Raw genomic sequence first — 20,770 nt, forward strand, 5'->3', positions numbered from 1 at the left:
ATGAAAAAAACCATCCTCGTGCAAGAGCAGGGCCAGGTCATGCTGGCCGACGCCTTGCGCCAGATCAAACAGCCATCACGGCGCCTGTTCCTGCAGCGCAGCCTGACCCTGGGCGGCCTGTCGCTGCTGACCGGTTGCAACGCCAGCGACCCGTCCAGCATCGAGACAGCCTTGACGGCGGTCTCGCGCTTCAACGACCGGGTGCAGGGCTGGCTTTTCGACCCGAACAAACTGGCGCCGACTTATCCCGAATCCATGATCACCCGGCCGTTTCCCTTCAACGCGTATTACGGCGAAGACGAAGTGGAAGAGGTCGATGGCGATGCCTGGCGCCTGGAATTGAGCGGCTTGATCGCCGACAAGAAACCGTGGAGCTTGCCGCAGCTGCGTGCTTTGCCGCAGGAAACCCAAATCACGCGCCACATCTGCGTGGAAGGCTGGAGCGCCATCGGTAAATGGGGCGGGGTGCCGTTTTCCCATTTCCTGAAACGGGTCGGCGCCGACACGACGGCCAAATACATCGGCTTCAAGTGCGCCGACGATTACTTCACCAGCATCGACATGGCCACGGCCCTGCATCCGCAAACCATCATGGCCTTGACGTATGACGGCCAGGAATTGCCGCCCAAGTACGGCTACCCGATGAAACTGCGCATGCCCACCAAGCTGGGCTACAAGAATCCCAAGCACATCCAGGCCATCTTCGTGACGAATACGTATCCGGGAGGGTACTGGGAAAACCAGGGATATAACTGGTTCGGCGGTTCTTAGGAAGACGGCAAAGGCGGCCATGTTGCATTGCCTTGTCGTACTAATCGTACTGCCTGCGGCAATGCGCCTGGCCCTGACCCCTCCCGGCCTTCCTATTGTTTAGCAGCAAGCAGCACCCTGTAGCACAGCAACAGCTTTACCACCGGGCATTCGCCCATCCAACACTGAGACAAGGATTTATCATGAAAACCACCATCACCGCCATTATCGCTTCCGCCATCCTCATGTCGGGCGCCGCCTTCGCCCAGGATGCCATGAAGAAAGACCCGATGGCCAAGGACGCTTCAGCCGACGCCATGCACAAGGATGCGATGGACAAGGATGGCATGCACAAGCCGATGGCCAAGAAACACATGAAGAAGGATCACATGGCCAAGGACGGCATGGCAAAAGATGCCATGGCAAAAGATGCCATGGCGAAAGATGGCATGAAAAAGGACGAGATGAAAAAGGATGAGATGAAAAAGGATGCGATGGGCAAGTAAGGCTGAAGCAGATCAAGGCGTGGTGACTGCCTGTCACCACGCTGCGGGATTGATCACGCCGATGGCCATCAATGCCGGCTTGCAAAATAGATATCCCTGCATCAGGTCGATGCCCATCTCCTTCAGGCAATCGCGTTCGGCGGCCGTTTCGATACCCTCCGCCAGAACGGTAATGTGGAGTTCCTTGCAAATGGCCGTGATGCCCTTGACGATCGCCTGCTTGGGTGCGCTTGCCTCGATACCGCGCACCAGTTCCATGTCGATCTTGATGATGTGCGGCTGATACTCCGCCAGCAGGGTCAGTCCCGCGTAGCCGGCGCCGAAATCGTCGATGGCCGTCTGAAAGCCGAAGCGGCGGTACTCATGGAAGATGTTGACGAGGTGGGGCCGGTCGCGCACTTCTTCGCCTTCGGTTACCTCGAAGATGATGCGGCGGATGGGGAAGTCATATTCGCGCGCCGCGGCTAAAGTGGCCTGGATGCAAGCTTCGGGACGGTACACGGCATTCGGCAGAAAATTGATGGACAGATATTCCTGGATGCCCAACCGGGCCGCGCCCTCGATGGCGCGCACGCGGCAGGCCTGGTCGAACATATAGCGGTTTTCGTCATTGACCTGGGACAAGACCGAATAAGCCGATTCGCCGTTGGGGCCGCGCACCAGTGCTTCATGGCCAAAGATCGAGCGGGTGGACAGTTCGACGATCGGTTGATAGGCAAACGTGAAGTCGAAGTCCAGTGGCTCGTTGTCCCGGCACTTGCTGCAGCCTGCTTTTTTCCCGGCCTGGCCCGAGGTGTCGCTGGATGACGTCATGGTCGCGCTTGCCTCTGATGAAGAATATACAAGTTGTACACAGTCCTTATACCACGGTCCTGTGCCAGTAGCGCTATATTTATGTCCCGTCAAGACAGGGGAAGGCTGCGCCAGGACGGGTAAATGAGACAGAAAATAATACAAATTGCCTCATAGTAATAATTGATTGGCTAATCGCCGACAGGCGCTGTATTATTTCCATTAAGCAATTTACCAGTTCCGATGCGTCACGTCGTCACCGTGACCCGCCCATCGGAATAGCTGACCGCCCGCCGCCCATCCCCCGCGGTATTTCCCCGCCTACCGGCCCTTACGCGCAGTCGTACTGGTTTGCTGCATTCGACGATATCGTTTCAGGTGTTTCACCTCTGCTGCCTGCTGCTAGTCGCGAAACGACCATTCATTCTCAAGTTGGCCATGATGGCCGGGGATACGCTGCGCGCTTTTTTCGTGGTGCTTCCTGTAGCCGTCCCGGCATTCGCACGTGACTCCATTCATGCGCAAGCTGCGCAAAAAGAAATCCATGAAATTGCCTCCATCAACACTGGCGCTGCTCGTTACGCTGGCATGCACCGCCGCGCAAGTCCACGCCGAAGGCGTGCCCCTGTTTGGCCAGTCGCTGTCAGGCACCTCCGTGTTTGCCCTAACCTATGCGACGACCGGCGCCAACTCGACCGTCACAGGCGATATCGTCTCGGGCGATGTCGCCACCATGGGCGCCGCGTCGTTGCTCAGCGGTAATCTGCAGTCCCTGGGCGCGGCCACCATCGGTGCCAATGCCGTCTTGAGCGGCAATATGGTCAGTGGCGGCGCCGCCACCGTCGGCGCCAATGCCACCGTTGCCGGCAAGGTAGCGGCGCTGGGAGCCATCACCTTGTCCGCCAGTAGCACCACCCATGGCGCAGATACGCTTTCCGCGCTGCCGACGAACGTGCAGAGCAATGCGCAGCAGATCGGCGCCGCGCAGGCCGCACTGAAGAACATGGGGCAGGGGACCGCCCTGGGCACGACCATGACGCTCGATACCACGCTGTACCCGGGCGTGTTTACGGCTGCCAATCTGTCGACCACGGCCGGCATCACGCTGACCCTGGACGGACAGAACCGGCCCAATCAATCCTGGGTGTTCAATATCGACGATTACCTGGTCACTGGAGCGGCCATGAAAATTGTCTTGATCAATGCCGATGCCAGCAATAGCGTCATCTGGAACAGTGGCGGCTACACGAGCCTGGGGGCCAGCGGGGAGTTCATCGGCACCATCCTGGCAAAGGATTACGTCAGCGTAGGCGCGGGCACCAGCGTCACTGGCGTGGGAAGCGCATGCGGCGGGCTCTATTCCGCCACCTCGTATGTGTCGACGGGCGACGGCGCGAGCATCGGCGGCAGCGGCTGCCGCGGCATAGGCAGCGGTTTCGATATCGTGGACGGTACCGCTGTACGCAGCATCGACATATCGCCAGTGCCGGAACCATCCACCTACGCCATGCTGGTGGCCGGACTTGCCCTGCTTGGCCTGATGCGGCAGCGCAAGCAGGCTCGCCTGTAAGGGGACGCAAGGCGACCAAGATGCCAGTTTGCAATTTGTAGTAAGCTGGTCGCCTCCTGATTTCCTGCATGCACTGTCATGACCGAACGATCCGCCGCCGCGCTGTCCCCCGCAGCAAATCCCTCCGACAAATCGATCCGCCGCCGCTCGCTGTTTGCCGCCTGCAGCGCGCATGCCGTGCATGATGGCTTGACGGACGTGATCTATGTGCTCCTGCCCATCTGGCAGGCGCAGTTTGCCATCAGCTACGCCATGGTAGGCCTCTTGCGGGGCTCGTACTCGGGCATGATGGCCGGTTTCCAGTTGCTGGCCAGCCGCATGGCCAGGCGCTGGGGGCGCGAACGCCTGCTGGTGGGCGGCACCGCGCTGGCCGGCATCGCTTACCTGATCGCCGGGCAGGCGGGTGGCCTGGCCGTGCTGCTGTTCGCCTTGCTGCTGGGCGGACTGGGCGCCAGCACCCAGCATCCGCTGGCCTCGTCCATCGTCACCGACACGCACGAGGCGGGCGGCGGCGTGAAGGAGGCGCTGTCGCACTACAACTTTGCCGGCGATATCGGCAAGACCCTGATTCCCGCGCTGGTGGGCTTGCTGTTGCTGGTGTGCAGCTGGCAAGCCAGCGTTTCGCTGCTAGGGTTGCTGGGCCTGGCGGCGGCCGGCTTGCTGTGGTGGCTATTGCCGAAACCGGGCGAGCTTCAGGCGGGCGCGAAGAAGCCCGGCAAGAGCATCGTGGGCAGCGGCTCGAAGGCGAGCTTTCGCGCGCTGCTGGCCACCGGTACCCTGGACAGCGCCGTGCGCATGGGTTTTCTCACCTTCTTGCCATTCTTACTGAAAAGCAAGGGTGCGGGCACGGCCGGCATCGGCGTGGCGCTATCGCTGCTGTTCGTGGGCGGCGCCTTCGGCAAGCTGCTGTGCGGCTATCTGGGCGCGCGCATCGGCATGATGAAGACAGTATGGCTGACGGAATCGATGACGTCCGTGCTCATCGTCGCGGCACTGTGGCTGCCGCTGGCCGGCGTCATGGCCATGCTGCCCTTGCTTGGATTGGCGCTGAACGGCACCTCGTCCGTGCTGTACGGCGCGGTGCCGGAACTGGCCGAGCCTGGCAAGCGCGAGCATGCGTTCGCCCTGTTCTACACGGGCAGCATCGGCGGCGGCGCCCTGTCGCCCGTGCTGTTCGGCACGCTGAGCGACCATAGCAGCGTGAACACAGCCTTGCTGGCGCTGGCGGGCGTTTTGCTGCTGACCTTGCCGCTGGCGTGGAAGGTGCAGCGGGGCCTGTCACACGGTAGCGCCACATGACAGGAGGCCTTGCATGAGGCTGCCATTGCCGCGCGACAAACACGATACGCAGCATGCGCAAGAGCTCATCGCCTTGAGCTGGGAGGAACTCCGCCCCGCCATGCCGCAGATACTGGAATGGGTTCAAGATGCCAATTGGCCAGTGGCCGCCGTGCTCCTGCCTTATCTGGCTGGTATCGGTCCACGCCTCGCCCCCTATATAAAAACGGTGCTCGCCAGTGATGACGAACAATGGAAGTATTTTGTTCTGCTGGGTATCGTGCGCCATTCCCCGAAGCTGGCATTCGAATTAGGCGGGGAATTGAACCGATTGGCGCATGCGCCAACAATTGGAGAGCTGGAAGAAGGCGTGGCCGAGGTAGCTCGGGAAATGTTGGGACATTAGATAATAACCGTGCGCGACCGGCATCCGGTATTGGCATTGAGCGCATCAATATTGAATGTGCGTGCGTGTGGCCATTCCTGCGGCAGATGGGGGACAATCCGGTCCGAATTATGTCGACATCCGGGTTTTGAACCCCCCCCTATCATTTAACAGGAAGATTACATGGGTAATTTTAGTATCCCGCAAACCAATAAAGCACTCGCCGTGTATTTTCATGGCAAGACAGTGCCTATGCTCTTTGCGGTATTTGCGGCCATATTGGCGGCAGTGGCGGGATTTGTGCTGTATTTAAGCACGATCCTGCCGCAGAAAACGCTGACGGAATCTTCGGCCATGGCACTGAGAAATGGCGCCAAGCTGGGCACGCACAGCAATCTGACTATTCTTTATGGCACAGCGGCTTTTCTATTGCTGATCGCACTGCTGGTACTGGTGATGCGTGCGGTAATGCTCAAGCGGCAAAAGAGCCGTTTTGAATTGCATGAAGACGGCGTGGTGCATGAATCGGGTGGCATCCGCAGCTACGCTGCATTTGCCGATATCGAGGACCTGTATCTATTCGCCGCCGGCTCCACCGCCATGTCAGGCTTGATCAATAACTTCGCCTATCGCACGGGCGCCGACCAGCCCTGGATACTGGCTACCGCAGAACTCAAGCGTTTTAACGATTTCATGGACGAGTTTCGTTCCCGCTATGTCTTGCACCGCATGCCCGTATTAAAGCAGAAGCTTGCAGACGGCGAACGCGTGAACTTCCATTACATCAGTAGCGGCAACGTGTACAAGAAACGTTTGCTCGGCAATTTCCTGAATTTCAAGACACAAGTAGTGGCATTGTCTGCCCAGGGCTTGCATGTGGATGGCGTCACCTTTCCTGGCGCCAGCCTGAAGTGCATGAATCTGAGTGACTGGACCGAGAAAGTGACGATCAAGGATGCGGCGGGCGCCACGGTGTTTTCGTGCATCGGCACGGGTATCCTGAGTTTCGATCTGTTCGCCAATATGCTGGACGACGAGATTAATCAGGCCGCGTAAAAATCCGGCGAAAATATGCCTCCCGATACAGGGAGGCTTGCGACCGGGCTATCCCGGTCGGCAGTCAACTTCAGATAAAAGTGAAAACACATTGACTGTGGAATGACGAATATCAAAAAACATTTCATGCGCCTATGGCATGACTTGCCCGCCAGCACCCCCATCGTCTACACTCGCCGCATGAAAAATTTTGAAAAGCGGCGCGACCGCTATGACTTGTTCCGGGCATTTGACAATCCCCTCGTCAACATCAACTTCCAGCTCGACGTGCCGGACTTCCGGCCCTGGTGCAAGGAACGGAAAATCCCCGTGTTCCACTTCTTCCTGTTTTGCCTGCTCAATACGGTGAGGGAGATCGACAATTTCATGTACCGCATCTACCAGGGCGAGGTGATCAAGATCGACGATTTCCCCGCTTCCTACACCGTCATCAACGGCGACGAGAACCTTAACTACACGCGTTTCACGATGACGGACCGGCTCGATCTATTCATCGAACGCAGCCTGGAAGCCAAGCGCATCGCCGAAGCCAGTGCCGCGCTGATCAACACGGGCGAGGGAGAGACCGAGCGCGAGCAACGCAACAATATTTTCATCACCTGCCTGCCATGGCTGGAGCTGGCGGCCATCGAACACCCCATCTACCGCCACTGCGATGCCGATATCCCGACCTTTACCTGGGGCAAGTTCGGTCCCACGCAGGGGGATGGCCGCATGCGGGTGCCGTTTTCCGCGCAGGCCCACCACGGCTTTGTCGACGGCTACCATGTGCAGAAACTGGCGCTGGCGCTGGACCAGCGCATCGCCGCCATCATTGCCTAGTCCAGCGTAACTTGACTTAAATACGCGCTGGGCGCCTGGCCCAGCACGCGGCGGAAGGCGGCCGTGAAGGCGCTGGGGCTGGCATAACCAAGGTCCAGCGCGACCCTGGTGACGGCTTGCCCTTCGGCCAGCCGCGTGATGGCCGCCAGCAAACACGCTTGCTGGCGCCATTGAGCAAAGGCCAGCCCCGTCTGGGCGCGGAACTGCCGCGTAAAGGTGCGCCGGCTCATGCCCGCCTGCGCCGCCATCGCATCCAGGCTGCTGTCTAGGGTCGGTTGCCGGAGCAATTCCATGCACAGCCGCGCCAGCCGGGGTTCCTGCGGCAGGGGAGCGCTCAGGGGCAGGGGCCTGGCTGCGGCAATCTCATCGAGCAGCAAGCCCATCAATCGTCCGTCGCGCGATTCTTCCGCATACAGGGTCGCCACCGTCACTGCCTCGGCCAGCAACTGGCGCAGCAGCGGCGAAGCGTCCAATACCTGGCAATCGGGTGGCAAGCCCCTCCTGGCGATGGCGGCCTCGTCAACGAATATATTGTGCATGGTCACGGCGCCATGCATGCGCATGCCGTGGATGAGTCTGGCCGGGACCCAGCAGGCGCGCTGCGGGGGCACCAGCCAGTTGCCTTGCGGCGTATGTACGCTGATGACGCCCCGCGCCGCATAGGCGAATTGGCCGCGCGCATGGCTGTGGCTGGGAAACATCTCATCGGGCGCATGGTCGCGCGCCGTGGCGATCAATGGGCGCGGTACTTCCGTATAAAAATCATCCATGGCCCATACTCTACAGTATTTGACCTGACATCGAAGGCGGGCCGCTTGATCTCCGCTTACCATCCACTCTTTTTCAGGAGTGTATATGCACAATAGCTATCATCGCGTGGGTCATGGCGCTCACGCCGTCATCGTCCTGCACGGCTGGTTTGGCGACGCGCACGCGTTTGCACCGATGGAGGTGGCCCTCGATGGTGACGCTTTCAGCTATGTCTTCATGGATTGCCGCGGCTATGGCGGCATGCGCGGCGCGGCGGGCGAGTATTCGATGGACGAGGTCGCCCGCGACGCGCTGGCGCTGGCCGATGCGCTGGGTTTTGCCACATTCAGCGTGGTGGGTCATTCGATGGGCGGCATGGCGCTGGAACGGCTGGCCTTGCTAGAGCCCATGCGCTTGCGCAAACTGGTGGCCGTGGCGCCCGTGCCCAGCTGCGGCGTGGCACTGGACGGGGCGGCGCGGCAACTGTTTCTGGATGCCAGCGGCGATCGTCAGGCGCGGCGCGCCATCATCGCCCGCAGCACGGGCGGGCGCCTGTCCGCCACCTGGCTGGACTGGAAGGCGCAGTATTCGTGGGAAGGTTCGGATCCAGCCGCGTTCGCGGCCTACTTCCTCGCGTGGAGCGGCTCCGATTTCAGCGGCGAAGTGAGGCGGGCGGCGTCGCCGCTGCCCTTGCTGGCGCTGGTGGGAGAGCACGATCCCCGCTTCGATGCGGCCCTGATGCGCCGCACGTATCTGGCGTGGTACCCGCGGGCCAGGCTGGAAGTGCTGGCCAATGCGGGACACTATCCGATGAATGAAACGCCGCTGGCCCTGGCGGCCAGCATCGAGGCGTTTTTGACGGAAAAGGACTAGTTACGCGGTCTTGGCGCGCAGGCGCAACAGGCTCAGGCCCAATAGCACGAAGGCGCCGCCCGAAATGCGGTTGAACAGCTTGGCGCGTCCCGGCGTCGCCAACTGGGTTTTCAGCAGGCGCGCCAAGTTGGCGTAGAACAAGTGGGCCAGCATGGCGCAGGCGACAAACGACGTTGTCAGCACGGTGAACTGGATGGCCACGGGTTCGCCCGGCGTGATGAATTGCGGGAACAGGGCCGAAAAGAACAGGATGGCCTTGGGATTGGTCAGCGCCACCGTCAAGCCCTGGCGGAAGAGTTTCCAGAACGAATTAGGATTGGCCGCGCCAAGCGCAACGGGCGCATCGGCCACGATGCTGGTCTTGCTGCGCCATTGCTTGATGCCCAGGTACACCAGATACAGGGCGCCAGCCAGTTTCAGCAGCATGAAGGCCGTCGCCGAGGTCGCCAGCACGACGCCCATGCCGGCCATGGCCACGCCGGAAATGATGAACAAGCCAAAACCATTGCCCATGCTGCTGATCATCGCGCGGCGCGGGCCGACGGCGATGGCATTCGAGATGGCCAGCAGAACAGCCGGGCCGGGAGAAAACGTGACGAGCAGGGCGACGCTGCAGAAAAGCAGCCAGTTCGAGATATGCATGGGTGTTCCTGGGTGGGGCCGAAGCGGGATTGAGAGTCAAAACACGCTTATTGTACGAAGTTTTAGACTCCCGTGTCAGCGGCCCTCGCTTGAATTTGGCGCAACTTCAGGCAAACAGGCTGGCGACCATGTGGTTGATGGCGGCGCCACCGGCGATCAGCCAGCAGAAAAGCAGGCCGGCCAGCAGCAGGGGTTTGATGCCGGCGCGGCGGATGGCCGACATATGCGTCGTCAAGCCCAGGGCGGCCATGGCCATGGCCAGCAGGGCGGTGTCGAACTCGGTGATGGCAGCTACTGTAGTTGCTGGCAACAGGCCCAGCGAATTGAAGGCCACTGCGGCAATAAAAATGAAGGCGAACCAGGGGATGGCCAGCTTGGCCGCCTTGTCATGGCCGCCGGCTTTGGCCTTGCCGCGCGCCAGCACCGCCGACAGGATGACGAGGAAGGGCGCCAGCATCATCACGCGCACCATCTTGGCGATCACGGCCGCGTTCGCCGTTTCTTGCCCGATCGACTTGCCGGCCGCCACCACTTGCGCCACTTCATGCACGGTCGAGCCGATGTACACGCCAAAGGCCGTAGGCGTTGCCGCCAGCACATGCCAGCCCTGATTCAACTGGTACAGCAAGGGGTATAAAAAGATGGCGATAGTGCCGAACACCACGACCGTGGAGACGGCCACGGTGACATCCTCGCTGCGCCCCTTGACGACGGGTTCCGTGGCCATCACGGCCGCCGCGCCGCAGATCGAGCTGCCTGCGCCGATCAGAATGGCGCTGTTGCGCTCCAGCTTGAACACCTTGATGCCGAGGAACATGGCCAAGCCAAACGTGGATGCCAGCACCAGCGCGTCGATGGCGATGCCGGCCAGGCCCACTTGCCCGATATCCTGGAAGGTCAAACGAAAGCCGTAGAGGATGATGCCAAGACGCAATAAAGTCTGCTTGGAAAAGGCCACGCCCGCGCCGCAGCTGGGCGCCAGGCGGCCATACACGCTGTTGCCCAGCACAATGCCCAGCATGATGGCCAGGGTCAGGGCGCTCATGCCGTGGTTTTGCATCCATTCCAGCTTGCCCAGTTGAATGGCGCCCCAGGCGATCACGCCGCTCAGCAGCAGGCCCGGCAAAAGGCGGCCGTAGCGGTCGCTGAAACTTGTTGTATTCGTCGTTGATAGGGATGACATGCCGTACTCCATGGTTCTGTGTTCGTATGGCATGACTGTACAGCTCGTCGATTAAATGGTAAAACGGATTGTTTTTGTATGTTTAACCTGAAAAATAGGTAAGGCGGAGGAGTAAGGCATGGCGTTAACCTTGCGGCAACTGCAGATTTTCCTGGCTGTGGCGGACACGGGCAGCACCAGCGCGGCCGGCGACCTGATTGCGCTATCGCAATCGGCCACCAGTGCTTCCTTGAATGAACTGGAGATCTTGCTGGGTGCACAACTGTTCGACAGGGTGGGCAAGCGATTGCTGCTCAATGACAATGGCCGTCTGCTGTTGCCGCAGGCGCGGCAGATGCGCGACGGCGCTGCCAGCATTGAGCGCCAGTTCGCGGGCGCCGACCCGTCCGTGCCCGTCAGCCTGCAAATCGGCGCCAGCACCACCATCGGCATCTATCTGTTGCCGCAGATCCTGGCCCAGGCGGCGCAGCAGTACGGACGCAGCATCCCGCAAGTGACGATTGCCAACACGGCCGATATCGCCGCTGCCGTGGCCGCCTTCCAGGTCGATATCGGCCTGATCGAAGGACCGTGCCACGAAGCGGGCTTGCTGGTGGAGCCATGGCTGACGGACCAGATGCTGATCGTGGCCGCGCCCACGCATCCGCTGGCGCAGTTGCGCCATTTGCTCAGCTTTGCGGAATTGAACCAGGCGGGCTGGCTGCTGCGCGAAGCGGGCTCGGGCACGCGCGAAGCGGTGGAGCAGGCGCTGGTGCCGTACCTGCACTATCTGCGCGCTGCGGGCGAGTTCAGCAATTCGGAAGCCATCAAGTATGGCGCTGCGGCGGGGCTGGGTATCGCCTGTCTGTCCAGGGTGGTGGTGGCCGATCTGCTGGCCAGCGGGCAATTGGTGGAACTGGAAACCATGTTGCCGCCCCTGGAGCGCAACTTTTATCTGATACGCCAGTCTAAAAAAATACTCTCGCCCCGCTTGCGCGGTTTCCTGGAACTGTGCCGCCACGCCTCGCGCATGGCGGGGTAGGTACGCAAGGTATCATTTTGGCCGCGGAGCTTGTAATGCCGCATCGGGCGGCGCCAGCGTGCCTGCGCGCTGCCGCTTGACGGCGTCGGCCACGGCGCGCGCCACGTTGCGCACTTCTTCCTGCATATCGGTATCGCGGTCCAGGGTCTCATGGCTTTGCGCATAAGTGTCGTAATAGCCGATGTAGCGGTCCAGCCGTGATTTCGCGCCCGCATCGACCAGGCCCATCCAGTCCAGCCAGTCCGACAGGCCTCGCCGGACCCCTTCGATGCCGGCCACGTCGCCATGCACGACGAGGCCATACGCGCGCCCGGCCAGGTGTTTCGGATAATTCCAGCCTTGCAACTCCAGGGCCTTCGCTTCCACGGCTTTCTTGCCGTGCGTGGACGTGGGGTCCGGGTTGCCGCCATCGGCGCACACAAGCCGGTCTATCATCAGTTTCAGCACGCCGGGCGTCTGGTACCAGTACACGGGCGTGAGGATGATGACGGCATGCGCGGCCGTCCAGCGCTCGTATATTTCTGCCATCCAGTCATTCGTCTGGCGTTCTCCATGGTTCGGATAGCAGCTGCATGGCCAGTGGCACAGGGGCATGGCCGTCGAGACACAGCCCTTGCATGGATGAATGTGCAAATCATACGAGGAGGTCAGCAAGCTCAGGTCCAGCACGTCCGCTTCAATGGCGTCCGCCTGCAGCACTTCTTTGGCCCATTGCGTCATGCGCCAGGTCTTCGATATTTCGCCAGGGCAAGAACCGTCATTGCGTGCCGCGCCGCAGATCAGCAGCACGCGCGACGGCGTGGCGGGATCTTTCTGGCGCGCCTCGGCGGCCAGCAGACGGTCGCGCGTGCCGAGCCATTCCACGGATAAATCGTAGTCGGGGTCGGCAAAACCCGGTCCGGCCTTCTGCGTGACGGGCGCCTTGCGGCCATCCTGATAATTCTTCCACGCCACATCTTCCACTTGCACCAGGGCGTCGCGTACGGCGTCAAACGTGGGGTCGGCAAACGAGCGGATAAATTGCAAATGAAATTCGACCCTGCCCAGTGGCGCGGGCGCCTGGCCTTGGCGCGGCTGGGGAGTGGGGGGAGTGGCGGACATGGCTTCTCCTTGAAGTGGTGGCGCCATGGTGCCTGGAGTCCGGGTGTGGGTCTGTGCGTTGAGCAACTCTGCGACGATTGCTTGCCAAATTCCCGTTTTAGGGATAAATTCCCATATATGGAAAATGCAAAATTGACTGATAACGATACGGAACAGCGCCTGGCGGCGCGTTTAAAGCAGTTGCGCGTGGAGCGGGGCTGGTCGCTGGACCAGCTGGCCAGTGCCAGCCAGGTCAGCCGCGCTACCCTGTCGCGCCTGGAAAATGGCGAAGTCAGCCCGACCACGGCTGTGCTGGGCAAGCTGTGCGCCGCGTATGGCCTGGCCATGTCGCGCCTGTTGCGCATGGTGGAAGACGATTTCGTGCCCGTCCTGCGGCGCGCCCAGCAGGGCGTGTGGACGGATCCGGACACGGGTTTTATCCGCCGTTCCATCTCGCCGCCGTCGCGCGCGCTGGCTGGCGAAGCGCTCGAATGCGAACTGGGCGCGGGCGTCACGATCGCCTATGCCGCCTCGCCCCGGCCCGGCATGGAGCACCATCTATTGCTGCAAGAGGGCAAGCTGAACGTCACCGTCGACGGCCGCTCGCACGATTTGATGGCCGGCGATTGCCTGCGCTACCAGCTGCATGGCGCCAGCGCGTTTGCGACGCCGCACGATAGCGGCGCCCGCTATTTTCTCTTTCTTGTCTGAGGCTACCATGTCCGTATCGCTACGCCACTTTTCGTCCACCGATATTCTCGTCCGCCTGCCGGAACTGGGCGCCTTGCTGCAAGACTGCGTGCACGATGGCGCCAGCATCGGTTTCATCCTGCCCTTCGACGCGTCGGCCAGCCAGGCGTTCTGGACGGACAATGTGCTGCCCGCCGTGGCGCGCGGCGTGCGCCTGCTGCTGGTGGCCGAAGTCGATGGTCGGGTGGCCGGCGCCGTGCAGCTGGACTGGGACACCAATCCCAACCAGGCGCATCGGGCCGAAGTGCGCAAGCTGCTGGTCGCGCCCGCTTACCGCCGCCTCGGCCTCGCGCGCCAGTTGATGCTGGCGCTGGAAGAGCAGGCGCGCCTCTTGCCGCGCAGCCTGCTGACCCTGGACACGCGCAGCGGCGACCATGCGCAAGCGCTGTACTTGTCGCTGGGCTATGTGGTGGCGGGCAGCATCCCCGCCTATGCGCTGGCGCCTGCCGGCGACCGGCTGGACGCCACGACCATCATGTACAAGCAGCTATAGCGGGGAATTCAGGCGGGGAACTCAGGCTTTCAGGCGCGCTCTAACGGCAGGGGCGCGTGAGCGTGTCAGGGCGGGTGCCTCCTTGTCATGCGTCGCGACAAGGCTGATGGCCCGCGCCGCGTGCGGGGGCGCCACCTCCGTTCCCAAGGTGAAGATGCCCACCGTGCCCGATAGCTGCTGGGCGCGCTGCTGCATGCTGGCGGCCGCTACCGACGCCTGATCCACCAGGGCGGCGTTTTGCTGCGTCACATGCTCCATCTGCACGATGGCGGCATTGACTTGTTCGATACCGGACAATTGCTCGCCGCTGGCCATGCTGATTTCGCCCATGATGTCCGTCACGCGGTGCACGCTGGCAACGATTTCGCGCATGGTGGCGCCTGCCGTGTCGACCAGGCGCGCGCCCGCGTCGATCCGCTCGACGGAGTCGCCGATCAATTGCTTGATTTCCCGCGCCGCCCCGGCCGAACGCTGGGCGAGGGTGCGCACTTCGGCGGCCACGACGGCAAAGCCGCGTCCCTGGTCGCCTGCGCGCGCCGCTTCCACAGCCGCATTCAGGGCCAGGATATTCGTCTGGAAGGCGATAGCGTCGATGACGCCGATGATATCAACGATCTTTTTCGACGATGCATTGATCGAGCTCATGGTGTCGACCACTTCTGCCACCACCTTGCCACCCTTGCCGGCCACATCGGCGGCCGATAGCGCCAGCTGGTTGGCTTGCCGCGCATTGTCCGCATTTTGCTTGACGGTGCCCGTCAGTGCTTCCATGGAGGCGGCCGTCTGCTCCAGCGAACTGGCTTGCGCCTGCGTGCGCTGCGACAAGTCCAGGTTGCCGGCAGCAATCTCTCCCGAGGCACCCGCGATGTCCTGCGTACCGCCGCGCACGTCACCCACGATATGGATCAAGCTGGCATTCATGTCTTTCAGTGCCTGCAGCAACTGGCCAACCTCATCGCTGGATTCCACACGGATATTGCCGCTCAGGTCGCCGCCGGCCACCTTGCGCGCCACCTTGACGGCGTGCCGCAGGGGCCGCACGATGCCGCTGCTGATGAACCAGGCCGTGGCAAGGCTGAGCACGCCGCCGATCAGGCCCAGCGCGATGATCAGCACGCTGGTATTGTGCGCGCGGGCGATGGCCGCCTCGGCCGCCGCGCGCATCTGCGCCGATTGCGTGGCGATCTGCTGGTCGATGTCGCGCAGGGCGGGCTGCGCCTGCGTGCTGTTGCGTGTGGCCTGCAATTGCTCGATGCGCGCATAGCGCTGGTTCACGCTGCTGTCGATTTCCCCGCTCACCGTAGCAAGCTGCCACGTGCTGATGCTGACGACCACCGCCAGCAACAGCGATGCCAGCAAAAAACCCGTGGTCAGGCGTACACCGATGCGTATGTTAGAAATATTCATGTCCCCTCAGCTGTTGTCCCATGGTGGCCGCACCCCATGCGGGCGGCACGGCGCGGCGCTGTTGCCCCTGATGTTGCCGGGGTGAAATGAGTGTAGCAGTGCAATACTAAGTAATCTATAAATATTTCCATATTGGAATTGGTCACTGCTTGTTTAGCAACAGCTGGTAACTATTACTAGAACGCATAGCCGCCTTGCCTGGCGCCTGGCTTGGTGCCGGATAAAATTACCTGCCGTATTACAGATTCGTCCTACCTCGACACCCGGCATCGTCCGACTGGCGTGTGGCGGTGCCGCGCCTACACTGAACTTTGCACAGACCCGACGGCGGGTCCTGTCTTCTTACAGGAGGCTGAGATGGCGAATATCCAGGAAGGATCGGACGGTGCGGCAAACGAGGAAATGACGGCAAAGCGCCTGAACGTGATCGACTGGATCTCCATGATCCTGCTGATCGTGGGCGGCTTGAACTGGGCGCTGGTGGGCTTGTTCGATATCGATATCGTGGCCCGCATCCTTGGTGCCATGTCGACCGCGTCGCGTGGCGTGTACGTGCTGGTGGGGTTGGCGGCGCTGTATTCTATTTACCTGTGCCTGCGCAAGCTGCCCACCAAGCCCTAGGGGAAGCAGATGACTGCCGGCGTGCATCCCCGGCATGAACGCGAATTCAAGCAGCTGGAACGAAACTTCAAGCAGGAAGGGCGTTACCCGGGCTGCGCGCAAGAAGCGTAAGGGCTGGCTGCAAGCGCTGCAGGCTTGAGCTGCGGTCATGACTTGATGGGTCGGCCTGTACGCATGCGCGCGGGCAGGCCGGTGCGTGACCTGCCTACTTACCTGCTTGCTTACTGCGTGCGCAAGTAGGCCAGCAAGTCGGCCACTTGCTGCGCATTGCCGATGCCCCAGAAGCGCATGTTATTGCCGGGAATGAAATCGCTGGGGGCTTTCAGGAAGCCGGCCAGGTTTTGCTCGGTCCAGACAATATTCGCGTTTTTCATGGCCGCCGAATACTTGTAGTCTGTGGTGGAGCCAGCCTTGCGGCCGATCACGCCCGTCAGCTTGGGGCCGAAACCGCCGCGCGCCGAAGGCCCCACCTGGTGGCAGGAGGCGCACTTGCGAAACGCCGCCTTGCCCGCTTCGGCATTGCCCGTGAGGGTGGCGGTCGCGCCGGCTGCCTGCGCGGCGGCGCCTGGCGCCAGCAGCAAGGCTGCAGTGGCGAGAGGGGAGAACAAGCGTAAAAGGAATGCGAATGTCATTGGAGGAGCAAGCATGCATGCTGGAATGCCGTACGTGGCAAGGGATGGCACATTTTACAGCCAGGCATCAAAACTTGCCCGTCGGCGCGCGTGGCAATGCCGGAAATTGCTGGCGAGCACCTTGACCATCCGCATGGCTGATTTAGGACTTGCCGTGCGCGGCTAGCGCTTGCCGCCTTGCGCACCCAGCGCCGCCATGGCCGACGCGAACACGATGCAGGCGATAGCCAGCCACTGGGTCAGGCTCAGCAGTTCTCCCAGCACGGCCATGGCAGCCAGCGCGCTGACGGCCGGCGCCGCGCTGCTGAACATGCCGAACACCCCTTGCGGCAAGCGGCGCAGGGCAAAGATTTCCAGCGAATACGGCAGGGCGCTGGACAGCATGGCAATGGCCAGGCCCATCAAGGCAATCGACGGCGCTAGCAAGGCCGTGCCCGAGTAAGCGACGCCGATGGGCACCGTTACCATGGCCGCCACCGTCATGCCCCAGGCTACGGCTTGCCCGCCTTGCAAGGTCGAGGCGCGCTTGCCAAAGATGATATACAGCGCCCAGCACAGGGCCGCCCCCAGCGCGTACGCCACTCCCACAGGGTCCAGGCTGCCCGGGCTGCCTTGCAGCGGCAACAGCAAATACAAGCCGAACACGGCGCAAGCCACGGCCAGCAAATCGCGGGGCCGGCGCGACGACAGCATGGCCACCGCCAGCGGCCCCGTCACCTCGATGGCGACCGCAATACCGATCGGTATCAGCGCAAACGCCCGGTAAATCAGCAAATTCATCAATCCCAGCACGGAACCGTAGACCAGCAAGTTCAGCACATCCTTGCGCGTCAGGCGGAAGCGCCAGGGACGAAAGATAGCCAGTAAAATCAGCGCCGAAAACCCCACGCGATACGCCGTAATCCCCTCGACCCCGATGACAGGAAACAGATTTTTCGCAATCGCCGCCCCCAGATTGACAGAAATCTGCCCTCCCAGGACGGCCAGGGAAGGGAGCAAAATGCTGTCGGGCAGGGGGGAGGTCGAGGCGGGGGAGGTCATGGGGCGCCATTTTAATACGCAGCAGGCCGCCAGTCGCTGGCATATCTGCAACGGACGGCAATTTTTCCATGGACACTGGCACGCAATGCGGAGCGGGCACCTGTTGTGGCAGTGCAAGTATTTCCGGAGAATGCTATTCTGCCTGCATGCCCGGAACTACCGTGCGCCACCCCCGATTCTTCATCTTGATGGAGCCGCCCCATGAATGGCAGAAGCATTGCAGTGACCGTGGCTTTGGTATTTTCCGCTGATATGGCCGGTGCGCAGGCCTTGCCGCCGCAGGCGCAATTGCCAAGCTGGGCGACGCAACAGCTTGAAAGCCTGGCCAAACGCGAGGCGATCGAAATCAATGCGCGCATGAATCCCTTTGTCTTGCGCGGCGATTTCGATGGCGATGGGAAGGGCGATCTGGCTGTGCTGATCAAGAGCAAAGACAGCAAGAAAGAGGGCATCGTCTTCCTGTTCAAGCAGAAGGCGGCGCCCCTGATCGTCGGTGCCGGACATGCATTGTCCAACGGCGGCGACGATTTCGCCTGGCTGGAAGTCTGGCAGGTGGAAGACAAGGGTTCGCGCCAGCACAGCTACCATGAGAAATCCCTCAAGCTGAAAACGGACGGGATCGTGGTGGGGAAAGAGGGTGCTGCCAGTGCCCTGATCTATATCAAGGGTGGCAAGGCAGTGTGGCAACAGCAGGGCGATTGACGGCTACTCGCGCCTGTCTGCTTGCCCGCCGAGCAGTATATTAACGTGTCAATCAGGAGTAGCAGGGAAATGCATGTATTCAGTATCGGCGACACCAATTTTGAAGTGGATGTCGCGAAATCCCGGATCAGCCTGGCTGCACGCGCCGATGGCATGCGGGAAATCAATATCAGGATTGAGGCCGATGACGACGTGTTCATGCGGCTGACGGAAGACGACGATGCACCCTGGTCGTGGGCCTTGTATCCGCCATCCTTCATTTTGCAAGGCTTGCTCGTGGCGGGGGCGGATGCCGCGCCCGTGCATATGCTAGCCGTTGATGCAAGCTGTACAGAGGGTGAATGTAGTCTCTACATGATGGATTACCATGATGTCGCGGAGCTGCGCCTGGTGGAATTGTCCTCGCAACGCCTGGCGCTTGCAGGCAAGGTGGACTTCTTTGGTAGCAGCCTGCCGTTTGCCATCGATATGCCGCGCATGGTGTAGCCGGGTCTTTGGCGCAGCGACTGGGCGACTATTGGGGCAGCCAGTACAGGCCGCCCGCAGGTCATTAGTCCAGCTTCAAGGCCTTCGCCACATCCTCCCACGCCACATATTTGAAGTTCTGCGGCCCATCGGGCAAGCGCTTGTAGCCATCCTGGATCACCAGCATGCCTTGCGCATACGCGCCGCCCAGGTTGGCGGAGGTGACGTCGAGGCCATCCGTTTCCGAGGTGCCGTCTATGCCTGCCGGCAAATTGAATCCCACCTTGAAGCGGCCGCGCACTTTATACGGTGCTTGCGCATCGAGCACCACGTAGCTGCTGTCGCCCTGGCTGGAAACGATCAGGTAGCCAGAGTCAGCCTTGCCGTTCGGCTTGCGGTAGATGGCCATGCCTTCCACGTCGGCGCTCAGGTTCGCTCCCACCGGCAAGACCATGGCCAGGGTGTCCGGCTTGGCGGCGTCGGCCGAGGTGGTCCACACGCCGCGCGTTTCCTCGCCCAGGAAGAGGCGGGCGTTGGCGTCGTCGGCCACGCAGCCTTCCGGTTGCGTGGCGACCTTGAAGCTGCGCAAGAGGGTGGCGCTGAACTGGTTGCCGCTCACGCCAATGCGGTATTGCTGGAAGGTGCCATCCTTGTCGTTGATAAACGCTTCCACGCCGCCGCTGGCCGGTTGATACAGGCACATGCCGTAGATGCTTTTCAGTCCGGTCGGAAAACGGCCCGCTTCCGCCACGTCGCCACTGGCATTGATGGTGAAGAGCATCATGCTGTTGTCGTCGCGCTGGGTGGCCACGGCCAGGTCGACCTTGCTGCCGCCAAAACTGATGTTTTGCCGCACATCGACGTTGTTCAAACGGCCCACTTCCAGCAGCTGCGTTTGCTTGCCTTGCAGGTCGTAGACCAACAGACCCTGTTTCTTGTTGGTGCCGAGGGTACGCGAGTCGGCCGGGTTGCTGGCCAGCCAGATGGCCGGATCGTCGGCCGCGTCGCCCTGGCGCGCCATCGGCTCCGTCTGCGCTTGCGGGGCGATGATGGCCACAGCAGCCTGCGTTTCCCCCTTGCCGCGCCATTTTACGGGCCGCGCTTGCCAACCATTCTTGCCGCGCAGCAGTAGCGTGTCTTCGTCCAGTGCCAGCTGGCTGTCACCCTTGCGCACGTTCAAGGCGACGGCCTGGGCTGGCTGCGCCGTCCATGTACTCCCCTGGCGGGCGTACAAGTGCAGCTTTTCCGCCTTGCCATCGAGTACGGCTACGCCGCCCGGCAGCACGGCCAATGCACCGGCGCCGCCATCCAGCTGGCCGTACGGCTTGCGCAAGGCCACCACCTCGCGCTTGCCCATGCCTTCGGACTCGGCGTCATAGGCCCACACGCCCATGTCGGACTCGCTCACCAGCAGGCGCTGCGCGCCATCGTCGACCCGGCAATGCTTGGCGTGCGGCGGCAAAGCCAGTTTGCGCACCAGGCTGCGCTGCTCGCCCTGCATCACCCACTGTTCCGCCTGGCCATCCTTGCCGATCAAGAACAGATGATCGAGTCGCTGGGCGTCGCGGTACAGGCAGGACGCTTCCACGGAAAACGTCGGCACGGGAAACGGCGCCAGCTTGACCAGTTTGCCTGCCTGTACGTCCACGGAGACGGGCAGGGGGCGCTGCGTATCGGCCTCCAGGAACACGGCCAGCACGCGATTGGCATCGATGCGCGTGTCGAGCTGCTTGGCGCGCACGGCGATGCGGTCCTGCTCCTGGCCGGCCGCAGTGAACAAGCGCAAGCCGTGCTTGTCCAAGGTCAGCCAGCCGCCGCCGGGCAGGCGGGCCAGCTCTTCGGCCTCGTGCGCGAAGGCGGGCACAGTGTTAGACGCGACCGGGGTGGCTTGCGCCGTGCCGGTGAGGCAAAAGGCAGCCAGCAAAGCGCTGCACAGGACGGTTGTTTTCAT

At 61.8% G+C, this 20,770-nt stretch carries 23 protein-coding genes; 14 read left to right on the top strand and 9 right to left on the bottom strand.

Features of this window, described 5'->3' with window-relative positions; genetic code table 11:
- Both C8C89_RS16685 and C8C89_RS16690 read left to right on the top strand, forming a co-directional pair.
- The gene (locus C8C89_RS16685) at window positions 1-771 is read left to right on the top strand and encodes a molybdopterin-dependent oxidoreductase (protein ID WP_133991171.1); all 771 of its coding nucleotides are present in this window, start codon (window positions 1-3) and stop codon (window positions 769-771) included.
- A 182-nt stretch (window positions 772-953) separates the two neighbouring features.
- Window positions 954-1,256, top strand: coding sequence for a pentapeptide MXKDX repeat protein (locus C8C89_RS16690; RefSeq protein ID WP_133991173.1), 303 nt, complete (start codon window positions 954-956; stop codon window positions 1,254-1,256).
- A gap of 33 nt (window positions 1,257-1,289) precedes the next feature.
- On the opposite strand, the gene C8C89_RS16695 is transcribed toward C8C89_RS16690, so the two are convergent.
- A complete protein-coding gene (locus C8C89_RS16695; protein ID WP_101481475.1) occupies window positions 1,290-2,069 on the bottom strand; it encodes an EAL domain-containing protein in 780 nt (259 codons plus the stop codon).
- Window positions 2,070-2,592: 523 nt separating this feature from the next.
- On the opposite strand from C8C89_RS16695, the gene C8C89_RS16700 reads away from it, so the two are divergent.
- The 5 genes from C8C89_RS16700 (at window position 2,593) to C8C89_RS16720 (ending at window position 7,159) form a co-directional block, all read left to right on the top strand.
- Window positions 2,593-3,618: an ice-binding family protein gene (locus tag C8C89_RS16700; RefSeq protein ID WP_166674771.1), complete on the top strand. Its 1,026-nt coding sequence runs from the start codon at window positions 2,593-2,595 to the stop codon at window positions 3,616-3,618.
- A gap of 78 nt (window positions 3,619-3,696) precedes the next feature.
- On the top strand, window positions 3,697-4,917 hold the full coding sequence (locus tag C8C89_RS16705) for an MFS transporter (RefSeq protein ID WP_133991176.1): 1,221 nt from the start codon (window positions 3,697-3,699) through the stop codon (window positions 4,915-4,917).
- A gap of 13 nt (window positions 4,918-4,930) precedes the next feature.
- On the top strand, window positions 4,931-5,302 hold the full coding sequence (locus C8C89_RS16710; RefSeq protein ID WP_133991178.1) for a DUF5071 domain-containing protein: 372 nt from the start codon (window positions 4,931-4,933) through the stop codon (window positions 5,300-5,302).
- Window positions 5,303-5,635: 333 nt separating this feature from the next.
- Window positions 5,636-6,337 carry a hypothetical protein gene (locus tag C8C89_RS16715; protein WP_243858046.1) on the top strand — a complete coding sequence of 234 codons (702 nt, stop codon included), beginning with the start codon at window positions 5,636-5,638 and terminating at the stop codon, window positions 6,335-6,337.
- A 126-nt stretch (window positions 6,338-6,463) separates the two neighbouring features.
- Window positions 6,464-7,159: a CatA-like O-acetyltransferase gene (locus C8C89_RS16720; RefSeq protein WP_243858047.1), complete on the top strand. Its 696-nt coding sequence runs from the start codon at window positions 6,464-6,466 to the stop codon at window positions 7,157-7,159.
- Here C8C89_RS16720 and C8C89_RS16725 read toward each other — a convergent pair.
- Entirely contained in the window at window positions 7,156-7,929 is a 774-nt protein-coding gene (locus C8C89_RS16725; RefSeq protein ID WP_208327712.1) for a helix-turn-helix transcriptional regulator, read from the bottom strand. The two genes, C8C89_RS16720 and C8C89_RS16725, sit on opposite strands and share 4 nt — an antisense overlap.
- Before the next feature lie 85 nt (window positions 7,930-8,014).
- Between C8C89_RS16725 and C8C89_RS16730 the strand changes: the two genes are divergently transcribed.
- Entirely contained in the window at window positions 8,015-8,782 is a 768-nt protein-coding gene (locus C8C89_RS16730) for an alpha/beta hydrolase (protein WP_133991182.1), read from the top strand.
- Here the strand turns inward: C8C89_RS16730 and C8C89_RS16735 are convergent, their stop codons facing one another.
- Both C8C89_RS16735 and C8C89_RS16740 read right to left on the bottom strand, forming a co-directional pair.
- Window positions 8,783-9,424: a LysE family transporter gene (locus C8C89_RS16735; protein ID WP_101481470.1), complete on the bottom strand. Its 642-nt coding sequence runs from the start codon at window positions 9,422-9,424 to the stop codon at window positions 8,783-8,785.
- A gap of 106 nt (window positions 9,425-9,530) precedes the next feature.
- Window positions 9,531-10,607: a YeiH family protein gene (locus C8C89_RS16740; RefSeq protein ID WP_243858048.1), complete on the bottom strand. Its 1,077-nt coding sequence runs from the start codon at window positions 10,605-10,607 to the stop codon at window positions 9,531-9,533.
- Between the two features lie 118 nt (window positions 10,608-10,725).
- Here C8C89_RS16740 and C8C89_RS16745 point away from each other — a divergent pair, with 118 nt between their 5' ends.
- A complete protein-coding gene (locus C8C89_RS16745; RefSeq protein ID WP_133991184.1) occupies window positions 10,726-11,628 on the top strand; it encodes a LysR family transcriptional regulator in 903 nt (300 codons plus the stop codon).
- 12 nt (window positions 11,629-11,640) lie between these two features.
- Here C8C89_RS16745 and C8C89_RS16750 read toward each other — a convergent pair whose 3' ends face one another.
- Window positions 11,641-12,729: a flavodoxin family protein gene (locus C8C89_RS16750; protein WP_101481467.1), complete on the bottom strand. Its 1,089-nt coding sequence runs from the start codon at window positions 12,727-12,729 to the stop codon at window positions 11,641-11,643.
- A 117-nt stretch (window positions 12,730-12,846) separates the two neighbouring features.
- Between C8C89_RS16750 and C8C89_RS16755 the strand changes: the two genes are divergently transcribed.
- Both C8C89_RS16755 and C8C89_RS16760 read left to right on the top strand, forming a co-directional pair.
- The gene (locus C8C89_RS16755) at window positions 12,847-13,419 is read left to right on the top strand and encodes an XRE family transcriptional regulator (RefSeq protein WP_133991186.1); all 573 of its coding nucleotides are present in this window, start codon (window positions 12,847-12,849) and stop codon (window positions 13,417-13,419) included.
- A 7-nt stretch (window positions 13,420-13,426) separates the two neighbouring features.
- The gene (locus tag C8C89_RS16760; RefSeq protein WP_133991188.1) at window positions 13,427-13,951 is read left to right on the top strand and encodes a GNAT family N-acetyltransferase; all 525 of its coding nucleotides are present in this window, start codon (window positions 13,427-13,429) and stop codon (window positions 13,949-13,951) included.
- Window positions 13,952-13,972: 21 nt separating this feature from the next.
- On the opposite strand, the gene C8C89_RS16765 is transcribed toward C8C89_RS16760, so the two are convergent.
- Window positions 13,973-15,358: a methyl-accepting chemotaxis protein gene (locus tag C8C89_RS16765; protein ID WP_133991190.1), complete on the bottom strand. Its 1,386-nt coding sequence runs from the start codon at window positions 15,356-15,358 to the stop codon at window positions 13,973-13,975.
- A gap of 357 nt (window positions 15,359-15,715) precedes the next feature.
- Between C8C89_RS16765 and C8C89_RS16770 the strand changes: the two genes are divergently transcribed.
- Window positions 15,716-15,979 carry a DUF378 domain-containing protein gene (locus C8C89_RS16770; protein WP_208327713.1) on the top strand — a complete coding sequence of 88 codons (264 nt, stop codon included), beginning with the start codon at window positions 15,716-15,718 and terminating at the stop codon, window positions 15,977-15,979.
- 221 nt (window positions 15,980-16,200) lie between these two features.
- On the opposite strand, the gene C8C89_RS16775 is transcribed toward C8C89_RS16770, so the two are convergent.
- A complete protein-coding gene (locus C8C89_RS16775; RefSeq protein WP_347876605.1) occupies window positions 16,201-16,554 on the bottom strand; it encodes a cytochrome c family protein in 354 nt (117 codons plus the stop codon).
- Window positions 16,555-16,773: 219 nt separating this feature from the next.
- On the bottom strand, window positions 16,774-17,652 hold the full coding sequence (locus tag C8C89_RS16780; RefSeq protein ID WP_166674772.1) for an EamA family transporter: 879 nt from the start codon (window positions 17,650-17,652) through the stop codon (window positions 16,774-16,776).
- A 201-nt stretch (window positions 17,653-17,853) separates the two neighbouring features.
- Here C8C89_RS16780 and C8C89_RS16785 point away from each other — a divergent pair, with 201 nt between their 5' ends.
- Window positions 17,854-18,354: a hypothetical protein gene (locus tag C8C89_RS16785; protein WP_133991194.1), complete on the top strand. Its 501-nt coding sequence runs from the start codon at window positions 17,854-17,856 to the stop codon at window positions 18,352-18,354.
- A gap of 69 nt (window positions 18,355-18,423) precedes the next feature.
- Window positions 18,424-18,840, top strand: coding sequence for a hypothetical protein (locus tag C8C89_RS16790; RefSeq protein WP_133991196.1), 417 nt, complete (start codon window positions 18,424-18,426; stop codon window positions 18,838-18,840).
- A 64-nt stretch (window positions 18,841-18,904) separates the two neighbouring features.
- On the opposite strand, the gene C8C89_RS16795 is transcribed toward C8C89_RS16790, so the two are convergent.
- Window positions 18,905-20,770: a phytase gene (locus C8C89_RS16795; RefSeq protein WP_133991198.1), complete on the bottom strand. Its 1,866-nt coding sequence runs from the start codon at window positions 20,768-20,770 to the stop codon at window positions 18,905-18,907.

It is taken from the genome of Janthinobacterium sp. 75 (assembly GCF_004365495.1).
GTDB lineage: Bacteria > Pseudomonadota > Gammaproteobacteria > Burkholderiales > Burkholderiaceae_D > Janthinobacterium.

Bases quoted from the DNA above. Each gene is read 5' to 3' on its own strand.
- C8C89_RS16690 (WP_133991173.1), top strand. From the start codon at position 954: ATGAAAACCACCATCACCGCCATTATCGCTTCCGCCATCCTCATGTCG.
- C8C89_RS16710 (WP_133991178.1), top strand. From the start codon at position 4,931: ATGAGGCTGCCATTGCCGCGCGACAAACACGATACGCAGCATGCGCAA.
- C8C89_RS16705 (WP_133991176.1), top strand. From the start codon at position 3,697: ATGACCGAACGATCCGCCGCCGCGCTGTCCCCCGCAGCAAATCCCTCC.
- C8C89_RS16725 (WP_208327712.1), bottom strand. From the start codon at position 7,929: ATGGATGATTTTTATACGGAAGTACCGCGCCCATTGATCGCCACGGCG.
- C8C89_RS16750 (WP_101481467.1), bottom strand. From the start codon at position 12,729: ATGTCCGCCACTCCCCCCACTCCCCAGCCGCGCCAAGGCCAGGCGCCC.
- C8C89_RS16795 (WP_133991198.1), bottom strand. From the start codon at position 20,770: ATGAAAACAACCGTCCTGTGCAGCGCTTTGCTGGCTGCCTTTTGCCTC.
- C8C89_RS16790 (WP_133991196.1), top strand. From the start codon at position 18,424: ATGCATGTATTCAGTATCGGCGACACCAATTTTGAAGTGGATGTCGCG.
- C8C89_RS16685 (WP_133991171.1), top strand. From the start codon at position 1: ATGAAAAAAACCATCCTCGTGCAAGAGCAGGGCCAGGTCATGCTGGCC.
- C8C89_RS16745 (WP_133991184.1), top strand. From the start codon at position 10,726: ATGGCGTTAACCTTGCGGCAACTGCAGATTTTCCTGGCTGTGGCGGAC.
- C8C89_RS16780 (WP_166674772.1), bottom strand. From the start codon at position 17,652: ATGACCTCCCCCGCCTCGACCTCCCCCCTGCCCGACAGCATTTTGCTC.
- C8C89_RS16770 (WP_208327713.1), top strand. From the start codon at position 15,716: ATGGCGAATATCCAGGAAGGATCGGACGGTGCGGCAAACGAGGAAATG.
- C8C89_RS16695 (WP_101481475.1), bottom strand. From the start codon at position 2,069: ATGACGTCATCCAGCGACACCTCGGGCCAGGCCGGGAAAAAAGCAGGC.
- C8C89_RS16765 (WP_133991190.1), bottom strand. From the start codon at position 15,358: ATGAATATTTCTAACATACGCATCGGTGTACGCCTGACCACGGGTTTT.
- C8C89_RS16715 (WP_243858046.1), top strand. From the start codon at position 5,636: ATGGCACTGAGAAATGGCGCCAAGCTGGGCACGCACAGCAATCTGACT.
- C8C89_RS16735 (WP_101481470.1), bottom strand. From the start codon at position 9,424: ATGCATATCTCGAACTGGCTGCTTTTCTGCAGCGTCGCCCTGCTCGTC.
- C8C89_RS16740 (WP_243858048.1), bottom strand. From the start codon at position 10,607: ATGTCATCCCTATCAACGACGAATACAACAAGTTTCAGCGACCGCTAC.
- C8C89_RS16700 (WP_166674771.1), top strand. From the start codon at position 2,593: ATGAAATTGCCTCCATCAACACTGGCGCTGCTCGTTACGCTGGCATGC.
- C8C89_RS16755 (WP_133991186.1), top strand. From the start codon at position 12,847: ATGGAAAATGCAAAATTGACTGATAACGATACGGAACAGCGCCTGGCG.
- C8C89_RS16730 (WP_133991182.1), top strand. From the start codon at position 8,015: ATGCACAATAGCTATCATCGCGTGGGTCATGGCGCTCACGCCGTCATC.
- C8C89_RS16720 (WP_243858047.1), top strand. From the start codon at position 6,464: ATGCGCCTATGGCATGACTTGCCCGCCAGCACCCCCATCGTCTACACT.
- C8C89_RS16760 (WP_133991188.1), top strand. From the start codon at position 13,427: ATGTCCGTATCGCTACGCCACTTTTCGTCCACCGATATTCTCGTCCGC.
- C8C89_RS16785 (WP_133991194.1), top strand. From the start codon at position 17,854: ATGAATGGCAGAAGCATTGCAGTGACCGTGGCTTTGGTATTTTCCGCT.